Annotated in this window: 13 protein-coding genes; 9 read left to right on the forward strand and 4 right to left on the reverse strand. The window is 40.8% G+C overall.

Annotated features, from left to right (window positions below):
- Positions 1-180: 180 nt before the first annotated feature.
- Positions 181-873 (reverse strand): Uma2 family endonuclease, encoded by a 693-nt coding sequence (locus tag HWQ41_RS12480; RefSeq protein WP_292763145.1) that lies wholly within the window; start codon positions 871-873, stop codon positions 181-183.
- A gap of 124 nt (positions 874-997) precedes the next feature.
- Between HWQ41_RS12480 and HWQ41_RS12485 the strand changes: the two genes are divergently transcribed.
- The 3 genes from HWQ41_RS12485 to HWQ41_RS12495 all read left to right on the forward strand — a co-directional run bounded on the left by HWQ41_RS12485 (position 998) and on the right by HWQ41_RS12495 (position 2,186).
- Positions 998-1,255 (forward strand): hypothetical protein, encoded by a 258-nt coding sequence (locus HWQ41_RS12485; protein WP_292763147.1) that lies wholly within the window; start codon positions 998-1,000, stop codon positions 1,253-1,255.
- 119 nt (positions 1,256-1,374) lie between these two features.
- Positions 1,375-1,683 carry a DUF3181 family protein gene (locus HWQ41_RS12490; RefSeq protein WP_292763149.1) on the forward strand — a complete coding sequence of 103 codons (309 nt, stop codon included), beginning with the start codon at positions 1,375-1,377 and terminating at the stop codon, positions 1,681-1,683.
- Positions 1,684-1,970: 287 nt separating this feature from the next.
- The gene (locus tag HWQ41_RS12495; protein ID WP_292763151.1) at positions 1,971-2,186 is read left to right on the forward strand and encodes an acetyltransferase; all 216 of its coding nucleotides are present in this window, start codon (positions 1,971-1,973) and stop codon (positions 2,184-2,186) included.
- A gap of 302 nt (positions 2,187-2,488) precedes the next feature.
- Here the strand turns inward: HWQ41_RS12495 and HWQ41_RS12500 are convergent, their stop codons facing one another.
- The 3 genes from HWQ41_RS12500 to HWQ41_RS12510 all read right to left on the reverse strand — a co-directional run bounded on the left by HWQ41_RS12500 (position 2,489) and on the right by HWQ41_RS12510 (position 5,192).
- Positions 2,489-2,971: an ABA4-like family protein gene (locus HWQ41_RS12500; RefSeq protein WP_292763153.1), complete on the reverse strand. Its 483-nt coding sequence runs from the start codon at positions 2,969-2,971 to the stop codon at positions 2,489-2,491.
- A gap of 127 nt (positions 2,972-3,098) precedes the next feature.
- Positions 3,099-4,139, reverse strand: a complete 1,041-nt coding sequence (gene cobW / locus HWQ41_RS12505; RefSeq protein ID WP_292763155.1) for a cobalamin biosynthesis protein CobW — start codon at positions 4,137-4,139, stop codon at positions 3,099-3,101.
- A 336-nt stretch (positions 4,140-4,475) separates the two neighbouring features.
- Positions 4,476-5,192 (reverse strand): heme oxygenase (biliverdin-producing), encoded by a 717-nt coding sequence (locus HWQ41_RS12510; protein ID WP_292763157.1) that lies wholly within the window; start codon positions 5,190-5,192, stop codon positions 4,476-4,478.
- Positions 5,193-5,761: 569 nt separating this feature from the next.
- Between HWQ41_RS12510 and glmM the strand changes: the two genes are divergently transcribed.
- The 6 genes from glmM (at position 5,762) to hpsO (ending at position 13,666) form a co-directional block, all read left to right on the forward strand.
- A complete protein-coding gene (gene glmM / locus HWQ41_RS12515) occupies positions 5,762-7,234 on the forward strand; it encodes a phosphoglucosamine mutase (RefSeq protein ID WP_292763159.1) in 1,473 nt (490 codons plus the stop codon).
- 373 nt (positions 7,235-7,607) lie between these two features.
- A complete protein-coding gene (locus tag HWQ41_RS12520; RefSeq protein ID WP_292763161.1) occupies positions 7,608-8,375 on the forward strand; it encodes a glycosyltransferase family A protein in 768 nt (255 codons plus the stop codon).
- Between the two features lie 35 nt (positions 8,376-8,410).
- Positions 8,411-10,066, forward strand: a complete 1,656-nt coding sequence (gene hpsL / locus HWQ41_RS12525; protein ID WP_292763167.1) for a hormogonium polysaccharide biosynthesis protein HpsL — start codon at positions 8,411-8,413, stop codon at positions 10,064-10,066.
- A gap of 11 nt (positions 10,067-10,077) precedes the next feature.
- Positions 10,078-11,229 (forward strand): glycosyltransferase family 4 protein, encoded by a 1,152-nt coding sequence (locus tag HWQ41_RS12530; RefSeq protein ID WP_292763163.1) that lies wholly within the window; start codon positions 10,078-10,080, stop codon positions 11,227-11,229.
- Positions 11,230-11,469: 240 nt separating this feature from the next.
- Positions 11,470-12,450 carry a hormogonium polysaccharide biosynthesis glycosyltransferase HpsN gene (gene hpsN, locus HWQ41_RS12535; RefSeq protein ID WP_292763164.1) on the forward strand — a complete coding sequence of 327 codons (981 nt, stop codon included), beginning with the start codon at positions 11,470-11,472 and terminating at the stop codon, positions 12,448-12,450.
- A 40-nt stretch (positions 12,451-12,490) separates the two neighbouring features.
- The gene (gene hpsO / locus HWQ41_RS12540) at positions 12,491-13,666 is read left to right on the forward strand and encodes a hormogonium polysaccharide biosynthesis glycosyltransferase HpsO (RefSeq protein ID WP_292763165.1); all 1,176 of its coding nucleotides are present in this window, start codon (positions 12,491-12,493) and stop codon (positions 13,664-13,666) included.
- Positions 13,667-13,732: the final 66 nt, after the last annotated feature.

Genomic DNA, 13,732 nt, shown 5'->3' on the forward strand with positions numbered 1-13,732 from the left:
CCTCTCCCTGACTTCTTTTCCGCAATGTTAAGAAAGATGTGACTAATGGATAGCCGCTCTTCGGGAGGGGAGACAAAGCATAGCTTTGGCGGGGGTGGGGTTCTTCGGGTTTAATAAGCAATCAAGCGGACATGATATTATCCCCACCAGAGCAATAAGCTACTCTATCTCACTCTCCAGTTATGGAAGATTGTCAGGGTCAATGCCGAGACTACGTAAGTATGCTGCCAACTGTTCAGCGCGTTGACGTTCTTGCTCGGCACGTAGGCGTTCTTGTTCTAATAAAAACTCAGCCTGTTCTACCCGTTGATTGAGTTCCAGCGAGTTCAAAAATCTCCGTCCATCTAAACGGTAAATTACTAACTCTCCTTGCCCAGTCTCAAATCTAATTCCCAAGCGGGGGCTGACCCAACCATCCATTTGCCATAGTTTATGCAAATGGTTGTTTTGCCGCAACCAGCCATCTAGTTGAAAACTTTCAGGGTCGTATAAATAGTATTCTTCAACACCATAGGTATCGTAAAACTCTAATTTGCGATCCATTTCCTTGGCATCGTTACTAGGGGAGAGAATCTCAAAGACTACTTGCGGTGAGATGTTGTCTTCTTGCCATTGGCGATAGGAACGACGTTTGCCCTTTGGCCTACCGAAGACAACCATCACGTCAGGTGCAGTCGGTGCAATCAGCTGGGAACGGACAGGATACCAGAGCAAATCTCCCACAATCAAAATATTGTCATTATTAGCAAACAGAATCTCCAAATTCTCTTTAATTAAGACAATCCAACGATACTGTTCTGTGTTTTCTGCCATTGGCTTGCCGTCACTATCGGGATAGAGGAGATCGGAGTCTATTTGCCCAAAGATAGTCATAGGATTTAACCCAGCTGCGCTTGACTTTTAATTCGATTATGACTGGTTATAGGAGTCTAATAGCAACCGCTGTCCCAAAAACCTTAGAATGAATAGGGTGTATTTAAATCTGTAACAAATATTTATGCCTCCTCGTTGGCCTCGCAAACCCGATCGCAAAGACCCAGATTACCGCAAGATCGATGACCGGATGAATTTTGCCATCCATGTGGCGATCGCTGCTAGTATTAATTCCGGGTTGTGGTTTTTCCACAACTTGAAAGGCACTACCTGGGAGTGGTTGCCGTGGTTGACTGTAAGTTGGATAGTATTAGTGTTGGTGCATCTAATTTATATTGCTGCGATCGCTAACTACAGCGAAACTCCACCCAAATCCACCTGAAGACGGACTGCTGATGCTGGGGCGATTGTAACCTGTGGTAGTAGAATCAGTCTGTTAATTGAGCGATAATGTAAAAAAGCCTGAGATTTCGCACTCTTTCTTAATGTAGGGTTATTTTTATGGCTAAGACTAATACCACAGAACTACTGGAAGCCCTAGCAGCTGAAATTGGCGAAAATGTCTACATAGACATTGCCAAATGGCATCTTTATTTATCTAATGCCAAACTGCATACCCTTGTTGCTGAACAGTTGTATCCCTTAATTACTTCCAACGCTATAAATGAAGACCAAGTTACAAAAGTCTTGGAATCAATTCCAATAAAAATTGGCGGCGGTAGAAGTGAACTTCCTTTAATCGATTTACTACCACTGCAATGCCAGGTCAACTTAGTAGATATTTTAGAAAAATATCAACGCGAAATCTAATCGCTAAAACCAAGATTACTTGAATTAGACAATTTTCGCGGTCAGCATTGCCTGATTCAATTTTAGATTTGAGATGCTGAATTAGGGATATGTTCGCTGTGTCAATTTTATAAAAGTAAAAACCACAGATACACATAGATGAATTTTGTACAATTTATGTATACATATCTGGTAAAAATTTCCTTTAACAATTAAGGAATCTCAGCCTGATGAATCGGTTGAGATGTGAGTGAGTCTATCTTGAGACTTACTTTCAACTTTCATGCAAACTTATTGAGGCAATTTACATGCTTTTGCAAGTCAAAGATAGCGGCGAATTGGTAAAAATTGTTGAAATTCAGGAGTTACTTGACCCGAATACTGATGTTGTTCACGCAAAAGACCAAGAAGGTCAAGAAGAACAGCAACCTGAGACTTTTAAAAAAGAAAATCTTGTTTTTCCTTCAGGTGAAGTTCTACCACGCTGTTGGTTAGATGCTGACTATAGACACGACAACGCTTAATTGATTTTAAAATCAGGTAATTGGGAATGGGAGTAAAGTGATTATCCATTATCAATTTACCTAACAAGAGTAGGGGCGCACATCTGTGCATTGGTGTCAAATTAAGCCCAAATCCCTTTAAAACCTCGTTTCCAGCCAGAGGCTGGAAATGCTGCTCCTAGCGGCTCTGCCGCAAGTTAAGAGGCGGAGCCTCCAATTAGGCATTCCCAGTCAGAAACTGGGAACGAGATAATCTCTAAAAGCTGGTTATAGACTGGCTTTTACTTTAAGTTGACACCCATGACATCTGTGTGCCTCTACTACTATCTGCCAGTTGATGATACTTCTTGTTCTGCTACCGTCGCCGTTTCATTCGGCTGAAACTTCGGGAAAAATGCCTTAGCAATCCAGTCAGTCAAGATGTGAGACAGTAATCCTAAAGGGCCAGCAAACAAACACAGCGCAAGGGAGTGAATTGTCCAAATACCTGTTTTTTGCCCTTCCCAATAAATCCAGCGGCCGACGAATAAATCCATCACTAAAAAATGAATCCAACCAGTTGCAGCAGCTGTTTCATCTGCAAAAAATCGCGCAATATCAGCTAATTGAGGATTTGATAAAGCTTGGGCATTTTCTGGCGTAATGCTGTTGATAAACAAATACAAATACGCCCCTGCTAACAGCACAAAAGGCAAATATGATTCCATGATCCGCCGTGTCACTTTCCAGTTTGGCAATAAAATCATCAATGTCCAAAATGGTAATACGAAAAGATTGGCAACGTTAAATAGTTGAGATATCGTCATATTTTTGTCAAGTGAAAGATTTTCAGTTATTATTGTTTTTTGCTTTGAATTAACTAATTATTCATAACTCGTAACTCTCAAGATATAGATCCCCGACTTCTTTGAGAAGTCGGGGATCTGGGTATACTTATAAAGCTACAAGTTGTGATTCGATTTCTGAAGACTTCAAATCACGACCGATGAAAACTAAGCGCGTTTGCCGGGCCTCTTCGGGTTTCCAGGGGCGATCGTAAAATTTATCAAATCGGGTTCCCACGCCTTGCATCACTAAGCGCATGGATTTATTTGGCACTGCCACAAAGCCTTTAATTCGGTAAATTTCTTGTTGTTGTGCCAATATTTGCAACTGCTGTTGCAGCTTTTCTGGGTCAAAGGTACGATCTAAAATTAAATTAGCTGAGGTAATTTCTTCATCGTGATTGTGATCTTCTTCGGTATCATGATGACTAGGACGAGAATCTAAGTTATCTTCGACTGCGGCTTGGAATCCTAATAATATAGATGCGTCAAGTTGAGAACGATCGCTCTCGACAATTTTCACCACTCTGGGCAACTCTTGCTTAATCAATTCCTCAACTCTGGCTTTTGTCTCGGCATCCACCAAGTCAATTTTATTTAACACCACCAAGTCTGCACAAGCAAGTTGGTCTTCAAACAGTTCTTGTAAAGGGGTTTCATGTTCTAGATTATCATCTGCTTGCCGTTGGGCTGCGATCGCCTCTGGATCACTAGCAAATGTCCCCGCCGCTACCGCCGCACAATCCACCACAGTAATCACTGCATCCACAGTGGCGGCGTTGCGAATTTCCTGCCAGCGAAAAGCCTTCACTAGTGGTTTTGGTAAAGCTAAACCAGAGGTTTCAATCAAAATGCAGTCGATGCTATCTCGCCGCTTGATTAACTCTTGCATCATCGGGTAAAACTCTTCCTGCACGGTGCAGCATAAGCAACCGTTAGTTAATTCAAAGATATTAGTGTCGCCCTCACCATCTTCCGGGCAAACTTGACAGGATTTTAACAATTCGCCATCAATACCGAGTTCGCCAAATTCATTGACTATAACGGCAATGCGGCGTCCTTGGTTGTTTTGTAGCAGGTGGCGAATTAGGCTGGTTTTTCCACTACCTAAGAAGCCTGTGATCACTGTGACAGGAATTTTCGTAGCCATATTTTTGCCTGATTTACTCAGTATGGTAAGTTTTACGGGTTACAAACTTAAATACTGAGATTAAGCTTGGTTTGAAGATTGACTTAGTTATTTTAAGCTGAAAGTCTATGGTAAGCCTGAAAATATAGCAATAATTGAGGGGCAATCTCCCCATGCTTGCTTTCACAAATCAAAAGCAGTCACAGGGCTATTGCCCCTAAATATTTTGAGCGTTTTTAGGGTAGGCGTTGCCCAACCTAGACATCGCTACTTTCCCCAGAAACACCTATGAATTATCCTTCATCAGGCTGTCTGGATTTATGACTCCACACACCAAACTCCGCAATCTCAACACAGTTACTCAGCAGTTGCGAGTTCAGTACTACCGCGTGTACGACGCCGTGTGAGGCTGTTGTAAAGCATTACACCGATCGCCTTGATTAAATTGCCTTCCAATTCTTGGAACATCTTCATGTTCGTGCCAAAGGCGGCGTTAGCTTCATCAACTATGCGATCGGTTGTAGCATCGTCAAGGGGTAATTCATCCAAAATTTGCCGATATTTGGCTTTGAATGCCTTCTCATCAGGAATTTCTGGAAACTCATAAAAGGCTGTTCCTTGCCCATCAGACAAATTCATCGCTGTTACAGCAATATTTTTGAGAATTTGCCCCCCGGATAAGTCACCCAAGTAACGAGTATATGAATGGGCGATTAACAGTTCTGGTTCTGTTTCAGATATTTCTCGGATGCGCTTTACATAAGCTTCACCTGCGGGAGATAGTTTGATTTGCTCTTTCCAGTTGGCACCAAAGTAATAACCCAAGTCTTGCTCTAAGGTATACTTGCGGTTTAACTGGGGAAAGTTAATTTGAGAAAGAATTGGGTGCTGGCGATGCTTTTCCATTTCCTCTTCCATCGCTGAGTAGACGAAGTAGAAGTTAGCAACTAGTTTCCGGTAAGAGTTTTTCTCGACTACTCCTCTTAAAAAGCACTTGACAAAACCTACATTCTCTGCCATCGTGTGGGCTTTTTTAGTGCCTACACGTAATTTGGTTGCTAAATTGCTGCTCATGCTAAATTTCTCAACTTTAAAAAGTCAACTGCCGAAGTTTTGATTCACTAACGGCTAAAAAAGCCATTAAAACGTTACCTTAAAACTATTTGATGAGAATTTATATTAAAATTTTTTAAGCTGTACTGATGTTGTAATTTTTTACACAGCAACAAGGCTAAGAGAATAGAACTTTACATTTCGGTGTTTTGGTTTTTTGTTGTTATTAGCTGAATTTTGCTTTCATTCTCAGCGTTACTGAAAAACACTTGTGATTAGACAAGGGTAATATTTATTACATGTTTGTTTTTTGTTAGTAGCATTGCAAAGTGTGAACTAATACAGAGAATCAAGACTAAAGTTAAGGGCATAAAAGGAATAATTAGCTAAAATGTGGAGACTTTACTGATAATGTAAAAACCAATACTGAGTTCCTGAAAAATTTACAATTTCAGAGGCTAAATTTAAGTATTGTTACGTAAACTTAGCCGGAACTAGAATGAATTTCTAAAGAGAAAAAGCATGTCAAAATTGCTGAATAAAGTCTTAAGTGCTATTTTTCAGTGTTATTGTGTGGAGTGTTTAAACATATGGTTTCATCTATAACTCGGACACCGGGCATTCCTGGGGGTTCTGCTTCCGAAGCTGATGTATTGGGCAAAGGGATTGAGAGCAGTTTTGGGCTGAATTTAATCCCACTACCAGCAAATCCCTTATTTGGCACAGATGGGATTCGCGGACGAGTGGGAGAATTACTAAGTGCGCCCCTAGCATTGCAAGTTGGTTTTTGGACGGGTATTGTTTTACGTAACCATGCTACTCAAGTAGGGCCAGTCATTCTCGGACAGGACTCTAGAAACTCCAGCGATATGCTGGCAATGGCTTTGAGTGCAGGGTTAACAGCAGCAGGATTAGAGGTCTGGTATTTGGGATTATGCCCCACTCCTGGCGTTGCCTATCTCACCAGCATCAGTGATGCCATTGGCGGAGTGATGATTTCTGCCAGTCACAATCCCCCAGAAGACAATGGTATTAAGGTTTTTAGTGCCAATGGTGGGAAGTTACCGCAAATATTGCAGGCAGAAATAGAAGCGGGGCTGCGTGGTAAAATATCACCTATTGCTAGAGTCAGTAATTGCGGACGGCATTACTCACGCTTCGAGTTAGTGGGGGATTATAGCTCGGCGTTGAAAAAACCCTTGAACAGTGCCCTAAATCTTCAGGGAATGAAGATTGTTTTAGACTTGGCGTGGGGAGCAGCAGTCGGGTTAGCACCATCAGTATTTACAGAAATGGGGGCAGAGGTAATCTGCTTGCATAACGAACCAGATGGCGATCGCATTAATGTCAACTGCGGTTCCACTCATTTAGATATTCTTGCCGCAACAGTACAAGAACACAACGCCGACATCGGCTTTGCCTTTGATGGCGATGCCGATCGCGTCTTAGCAGTAGACAATACAGGCAGGCAAGTTAACGGCGATTACATTCTCTACCTGTGGGGACGCCAGTTACAACAAAAGCAACAACTGCCAGACAACCTGATTGTATCTACTGTCATGGCTAACTTAGGCTTTGAAAAAGCTTGGCAGCAACAGGGTGGTAACTTAATTCGCACCGCAGTCGGCGACCAATACGTGCAAGCTGAAATGTTGCGGACTGGGGCAATGCTAGGTGGCGAACAATCAGGTCATATTCTTTGCCGTCATTATGCCGTTACTGGAGATGGCTTGTTAACAGCATTACATATAGCAGCTTTGTTGAAAGAGGCGGGTGTTCCCTTTAGCGAATTAGTAGATCAAAGCTTCCAAACCTATCCGCAATTGTTGCGGAACGTGCGAGTTATCGATCGCGATCGCCGTTTGGGATGGCAAGATTGCCAACCTGTACAACAAGCGATCGCTCTTGCTGAAGCTGCAATGGGTGATTCCGGCAGAATTTTGGTTCGCGCCTCTGGCACAGAACCAGTCATCAGAGTAATGGTGGAAGCAGCCAATGCGGAACTCGCCAACCACTGGACAAATGAATTAGTTTCGCAAGTCCAGCAACATCTGATGGACTAAATTAGCTATTATCTCAGCTTTTAACCAGCGCCAATTTTCCGTCACAGCTTCTACAAATTAACCAGCCTTGGTTATTTGTAGAAGCTGTGACATTTGTATTTGTATTGTTAGATCATGTCCGGCTAATACTTGTCAAAAAAACTCACCACATCACCATAATTCAATACCATTGGTTAAGGCTTGATCCTCCTTAACCCTCCTTAAAAAGGAGGGAATTAAGAATTAGAGCAAGCCTTTTTAAGGGGGGTTGGGGGGATCTTCCGGGGCAAAATATCACTAACACCAAACGTATTGCACCACAATTAGTCCTAGCATCAGTCTGAAGGTGTTATTATACTTCGAGATTATTAGCTATTTGTTCTGATAAAACACAATGCTTGTTTTTGTTATCCCACTCAAAAGTCCACAAGTTTCCAATTCCTGGGAGCGTGTTACACAATTATTTGAAAGATGCATTAAATCAGTTTGCAATCAAACTTCACCTAACTTTCGCGTTATTGTTGTTTGTCATGAAAAGCCCAAAATAGAATTCACTCATCCTTATATCACATACATTACAGTTGATTTTTGCCCTCCAAACGAGACTAACCCTGTAGCTAAAGGAGACACAGATAAAGGGCGTAAAATATTAAAAGGATTGATTTATGCTCGTCAATTTTCTCCCACTCACACTATGGCACTTGATGCGGATGATTGTGTCAGTAAAAAGTTAGCCAAATTTATTCAACAACATCCAGATTCTAATGGATGGTTTATAAATAAAGGTTATAAATATCAGGAAGGCAGTAATTACATATATATTAAAAGAAACAATTTTTATAAAATGTGCGGCACTTGCAACATTATTCGATATGATTTGAATGATTTGCCGGATACCGCAGAATATAATCGTGGCTATGGATACTATAGATATTATATAGACCATGCCAAACTCAGAGATATTTTAAAGAACAAAGCAAAAGCCATTAAATCATTACCATTTCCAGGTGCGGTTTATATTTTGGAAACAGGAGAAAATCTTTTTGATAATTCCAAAAGATTAAGATTTAGTATTTTTAATCGCAAATTATTAAATCAATCAGTTAAAGATGAATTCGGATTGTACGAGTTACAACAATCCAAAGAAATTTGTCAACTATAATAGATTCTCTGAGGCTGATAGACTACAGCACCACTATGCCAAAATTCAAGTCAAAATCTCAGCAATCTAAAAACTCGAAAAAGCAGGCTAAAAAGGAAACTTCTACCCTTAGCCTCAAAGAACAGTTAGCCCAAAAGCGCAAAGCAGCCCAAGCACGTAAAGAACTCACTAGCTTACTCACCACCGCCACCTTTGTCGGTGTCTTCGTTGGCATTCTACTTTTTTTCGTAGCTGGAATTAAAGCAGCAATCCCTGGTGTCTTGGGGATAATTATCATGTCCTTTTCCTACAAATACCCGCGCCAAGCGCTATATGCCTTCATCATTTACGTACCTATTGGGGGTACTATCACCTACTACTTGGGCAATAGTCCCGTACTCCAATTAGCTAAAGATGCTTTTTACGTTCCAGCGCTAATTGGACTTTGGCAGACTTGCCGTAAACAGGGGCTACCCCTAATTCTTCCCCAAGGCATTAAAATTCCACTTTATATTGTTTTGGGTTGCAGTCTGCTAACACTGTTGTTTGTCAATGGTGGACAGCAGTTTAACCCGCCTAGTGTGGGACTTTTGGAAAAAGCATCCCAAGATATACCCTTAGGCATGGGAATTCTGGGACTGAAAGTATTTTTAGGTTATGTCCCCCTGATTGGTTGTGCTTACTATCTAATTCGCGATAAGCGGGATTTTCTATTTTTATCACGCCTCCAAATTGTCCTTACACTGATTTGCTGTGTGCTGGGAGTTATTCAATACCTGTTACTACTAACTGGAGTATGTCAAGGCACAAGAGGTCTTGAAGGAAATGCCCTATTTGTCACATCATTAGAAGCCCGGTGTTATTTTGGTGGAGCGCTCTTATATAGTCCCGATGAAGGGGTTATTCGCCTACCAGGGACATTTGTAGCTCCTTGGCAATGGGCATGGTTCTTAATTTCCAGCACCTTTTTTACCTTTGCCACCGGCTTCACCGACCCCTCCCCAATATGGCGGCTGGTCGGTTTAGGTACTTTAGTGACAGTCTTTATCAATGCTGTAATCTCTGGACAGAGAATCGCTTTAGCTTTAGTACCAACGTGCTTCGGGATTTTGCTATTGCTCACTGGACAAATTGGCAACCTGAAACGATTTATCCCCATAGGCGTAGGACTTGCCTTAATTTTGGGGATTGTGATGGTGACGAACCCTACTGTCGTACAAGAGAGAACCGAGAGTTTTACCAGTCGCTGGGACGCTTCACCACCTCAAGATTTTATCATCCAGCAATTTCAAGAGAATTGGAAAAACGTAGAAGGGCCACTGGGAAGTGGCTTAGGTCGAGCAACCAACTCTGCCCGTGTAATGGGTCAAACTAAGCTTGTGGAAACCTACTACCCCAAATTACTTTTTGAAATTGGAATTATTGGAGTACTAGCGTTTCTGGGTTTGGTAACAACTTTAACAATTATTGGCTTTAAAACCTATCGCTCCATAAAGAACCGTAATTTCCGCAGTTACGGAGCAGCTTTGTGGGTGTTTATATTGTTTATTAGCTACAACACTTACTACTATCCTCTGGATGTTGATCCAGTTGGTGTCTATTATTGGTTTTTTGCGGGAGTTCTTTTTAAATTGCCAGAACTGGAGAAACAAGATAAGGAAGATGCCAACCCTCAGCAAAAAACCAAGAAAAAACGTCTAAAAACAATTTAAATGAAATAAAAATGGCAAAAGTTATCATCGGAGGTCAACAACACCTCAGCATTCCAAACCTACCTCGAAATTCTCGGCATACACTCATCCGCCCTAAGCCTTTTCCCGCAGGCAGATATCCGATAGAAAAAATTTGGTATCCTTTAGCCAGCTTTATTCCCTGGCAACCTGTACGGGGAAGATACCAAGCAATTCATTCTTTCAACAGAATTTTATATACAAATAAACCTTGGTTTCTCACCTTTGAGGATCATCGTGTTTTATATAGAAATCCTCATAATCAAGCTGAAGCGGCAATTTATGAATTATTAAATAATCGATTAGGACTAGAAAATTGCCAAAAACTTATCGCTATCTCTGATTATGCCAAGTTCAGATTAATTAAGCGGATAGAAGGTTGGAAAATAGAAGAAAAAGTAAGTAAGAAAGTGGATGTAATCCATCCCAACTTTCCAGTCAGGGTTAACCAATCGAAACTTTATCATAAGCAGCAAAATCTCCAGCTTATATTTATCGGAAATCACATTGCCCGCAAAGGCGGAGTTGTTGCTTTAAGACTCGCCAAGAAAGCGGAAAAATTAGGTTTGCCTATTACTGTACATATAATTTCGGAACTGGGACATGGTTCAGGAGTCCCAACAGATTTTCCCGATTGCAGCAAATATGTAGAGGATTTAAAATTACTTAATCTCAGTAATGTTGTCTTTCATAAAAATATTCCTAATGACAAAGTTATTGAGTTATTATCGCAAAGTCATTTTCAATTAATGGCGACATTACATGATACTTATGGCTATAGTATAATCGAAGGATTTTCAGTCGCCACGCCAGCAATTACGACTAACGTATGTGCCTTACCAGAGTTTGTTCGTCACGGGGAAAATGGCTATATTTTAGAATTACCAATTAATGAAATTAGGCACTGGAGTAATTGGCTGCACGGAGAGAAAACCAAAAGTAATGAATATTGGGAAATTCTCAATAGCACCTATGACTATTTGGCAGAGCAAGCATTGCAACAAATCATTCAATTTCTTGATAGAACCGATAAACGAGAACATTATGAATTTTTAAGTGCAGGAGCATTAGCTCAAGCGCAAAATGTGCATAACTCCGAAAAGCAAAATGAGTTATTTGATAATCTCTATGCAGCAGCAGCGTAAACAATTGACTGAATGTGAATTCTAACCTCTCACGTCATATAGGACTCGTATTTGATTTTTGAAATAACTCAGTACACATCTATTCCTTTCTTTCCTGTTAAGAGTTTCCTGTTAAGAGTTCCCTATTCCCTCCGCAAGTAAGTTCAGGAATCAAATCGGATTCCTATAGCTTACTGAATTTCATGAAAATTAATTTTTACAAGGCTATTATAGAATTAGTAAAATTACGTAATAAAAATCATGAATAATTGCCCATTAATTACTGTAGTAATCCCGACCTATGGTCGAGAGGAAGCGCTACGAGATAGCATTGTGGATATCCTAAAACAGGACTATCCAAATTTTGAAGTTTTAGTTGTAGACCAAACCCCAAAACACCAACCAGAAATTCAAGCCTACCTAGAGGAGATGGCGGAGGCAGGTAAAATTAAATGGTTGCGCTTAGATTGGGCGAGTTTGCCAGGGGCGCGGAATTATGCTGTCCGGCGGTCTTCTGGTGAAATAATATTGTTTATTGATGATGATGTTCAGTTAACCCCTGGATTGTTAGCAGCCCATGCAAAAAATTATTTGCAAAACCCAGAGGTGGGGGCTGTCGCCGGACGGGTATTTGACAGAATGAAATTGGGTGATTCTGGAGGAGATTTAGAGATTGAATATCTGCCTCCTCAAGCTATGGACCCAGGAATTGCTTGGTATCATATTGATTTAGTACATACCATCAAACCCCAGCAAGTGCTGACAGCGAGGGGTTGTAATATGTCTTTTCGCCGCGAAATTTTTACTAAGTACGGGCTGAGGTTTGATGAGAGGTTTGGCGGTAGTGCAGTGCGTGAAGAGTCAGATTTTTGTTTGCGGGTACGACAGACAGGGTATAAGATTTGGTACGACCCAGAAGCCCATTTGGTGCATTTAGGCGAAGAAACAGGGGGTTGTCATGATATTAGTATGCGATCGCTCAAATATCAACTCACTTTTTACCACAACCATTTTTTACTGGGGCTGAAAAACCTCACTGCTACTCAAGCTTTACGCCTATACGCCCGTTTATTTGACTGTCACGTTCTAGGACGCCCACCTTGTCATAAAAGCGGTTCCCCCATCAAAATTGCCACTCGCGCTATTTTCTACACTTTGGGTTTTTTCAAAGCCTTGGGTACTGTCATCCAATCAATATGGAACGATGGTCAAATTTACAGTCGATTGGATGAACAAGTTTAGTGATTGGGCATTAGTTATTTAAAAAAAATGACAAATAACAATGAAAATCTTAGTTGCTAGTCACACTTATATCGTAGACCTCAACTGTGAAAAATTACGCGCTTTATCTCAACTAGAACCGGGAGTTGAAGTGACAGTTGTAGTACCAAAGCGCTGGAAACCAGGGGGCGTACAAAACAGAATTATTGAAACTGAATACCGCGATGAAGGCACATTTAGAATAGTTCCAGTTTCTAATTTTAGTCAAAATCATCAGGGACTCCTTACCTTTGGCGCTGATTTGATATCTTTGTTAAAACAATTTCGTCCCCAAATCATCCAGGTAGAACAAGGATCTAGGGGGCTGGCTTATACTCAGATGATTGCCTTAAATAAACTATTAGGACTCAAGGCAAAAAATGTATTTTTCACTTGGTGGAATCTTCCATATAATCTGAAACTACCAGTTTCTTTGTTAGAAAAATATAACCTCAACCATAGCCACGGGATCATTTCTGGCAATCAGGATGGGGCAGAAGTTTTGCGACAACGGGGATATCAAGGGTCAATTAAAGTCATGCCACAACTAGGCGTAGATGAAAGTCTATTTACTCCTAAAGCCCAACCAGAGTTAGCAGCTAAGTTGGGCATTAAAAAAGGAGATTTTGTTGTAGGTTTTGTTGGTCGATTTGTGCAAGAAAAGGGTTTATTAACACTTTTACAAGCCTTAATCACTTTTAAAAATAAACCTTGGAAATTACTACTGCTGGGACGGGGAGAGTTGCAAAGTGAATTAATCAAAATAGCGGCAGAAAACAATATTAAAGAACGGTTAATTTTGGTAGAAAGTGTCCCTCATGACGAGGTTGCAAACTATATCAATTTAATGAGTACTTTGGTACTACCTTCCGAAACAACTTACAAGTTTAAAACCTTAACTTCTGTTGGTTGGAAAGAACAATTTGGTCATGTGCTAATTGAGGCAATGGCTTGCCAAGTACCTGTAATTGGTTCTGATTCTGGTGAAATTCCCTATGTAATTGGCGATGCTGGTTTAGTCTTTCCCGAAGGTGATGCTCAAGCCCTTGCTAATTGCTTAGTTCAATTAATGGATAAACCATATTTTGCTCATACTCTTGGTGAAATGGGTTATCAAAAAGCAATGATTAAATATACAAATAAAGCTTTAGCTAAACAGCAATTAGAGTTTTATCAAGAATTGGTTAGTAGTCAATAGTCGTTGGTCATTAGCAGACCTCTTGCATAAATCATAAATAAGAACCCCACCCCGCCAAAGCTACGC

The organism is Nostoc sp. NOS(2021) (assembly GCF_017115025.1).
Taxonomy (GTDB): Bacteria; Cyanobacteriota; Cyanobacteriia; order Cyanobacteriales; family Nostocaceae; genus Nostoc.

Excerpts from the sequence above, each read along its gene's own strand:
- HWQ41_RS12480 (WP_292763145.1), bottom strand. The coding sequence starts at position 873 with ATGACTATCTTTGGGCAAATAGACTCCGATCTCCTCTATCCCGATAGT.
- HWQ41_RS12485 (WP_292763147.1), top strand. The coding sequence starts at position 998 with ATGCCTCCTCGTTGGCCTCGCAAACCCGATCGCAAAGACCCAGATTAC.
- HWQ41_RS12490 (WP_292763149.1), top strand. The coding sequence starts at position 1,375 with ATGGCTAAGACTAATACCACAGAACTACTGGAAGCCCTAGCAGCTGAA.
- HWQ41_RS12495 (WP_292763151.1), top strand. The coding sequence starts at position 1,971 with ATGCTTTTGCAAGTCAAAGATAGCGGCGAATTGGTAAAAATTGTTGAA.
- HWQ41_RS12500 (WP_292763153.1), bottom strand. The coding sequence starts at position 2,971 with ATGACGATATCTCAACTATTTAACGTTGCCAATCTTTTCGTATTACCA.
- cobW (WP_292763155.1), bottom strand. The coding sequence starts at position 4,139 with ATGGCTACGAAAATTCCTGTCACAGTGATCACAGGCTTCTTAGGTAGT.
- HWQ41_RS12510 (WP_292763157.1), bottom strand. The coding sequence starts at position 5,192 with ATGAGCAGCAATTTAGCAACCAAATTACGTGTAGGCACTAAAAAAGCC.
- glmM (WP_292763159.1), top strand. The coding sequence starts at position 5,762 with ATGGTTTCATCTATAACTCGGACACCGGGCATTCCTGGGGGTTCTGCT.
- HWQ41_RS12520 (WP_292763161.1), top strand. The coding sequence starts at position 7,608 with ATGCTTGTTTTTGTTATCCCACTCAAAAGTCCACAAGTTTCCAATTCC.
- hpsL (WP_292763167.1), top strand. The coding sequence starts at position 8,411 with ATGCCAAAATTCAAGTCAAAATCTCAGCAATCTAAAAACTCGAAAAAG.
- HWQ41_RS12530 (WP_292763163.1), top strand. The coding sequence starts at position 10,078 with ATGGCAAAAGTTATCATCGGAGGTCAACAACACCTCAGCATTCCAAAC.
- hpsN (WP_292763164.1), top strand. The coding sequence starts at position 11,470 with ATGAATAATTGCCCATTAATTACTGTAGTAATCCCGACCTATGGTCGA.
- hpsO (WP_292763165.1), top strand. The coding sequence starts at position 12,491 with ATGAAAATCTTAGTTGCTAGTCACACTTATATCGTAGACCTCAACTGT.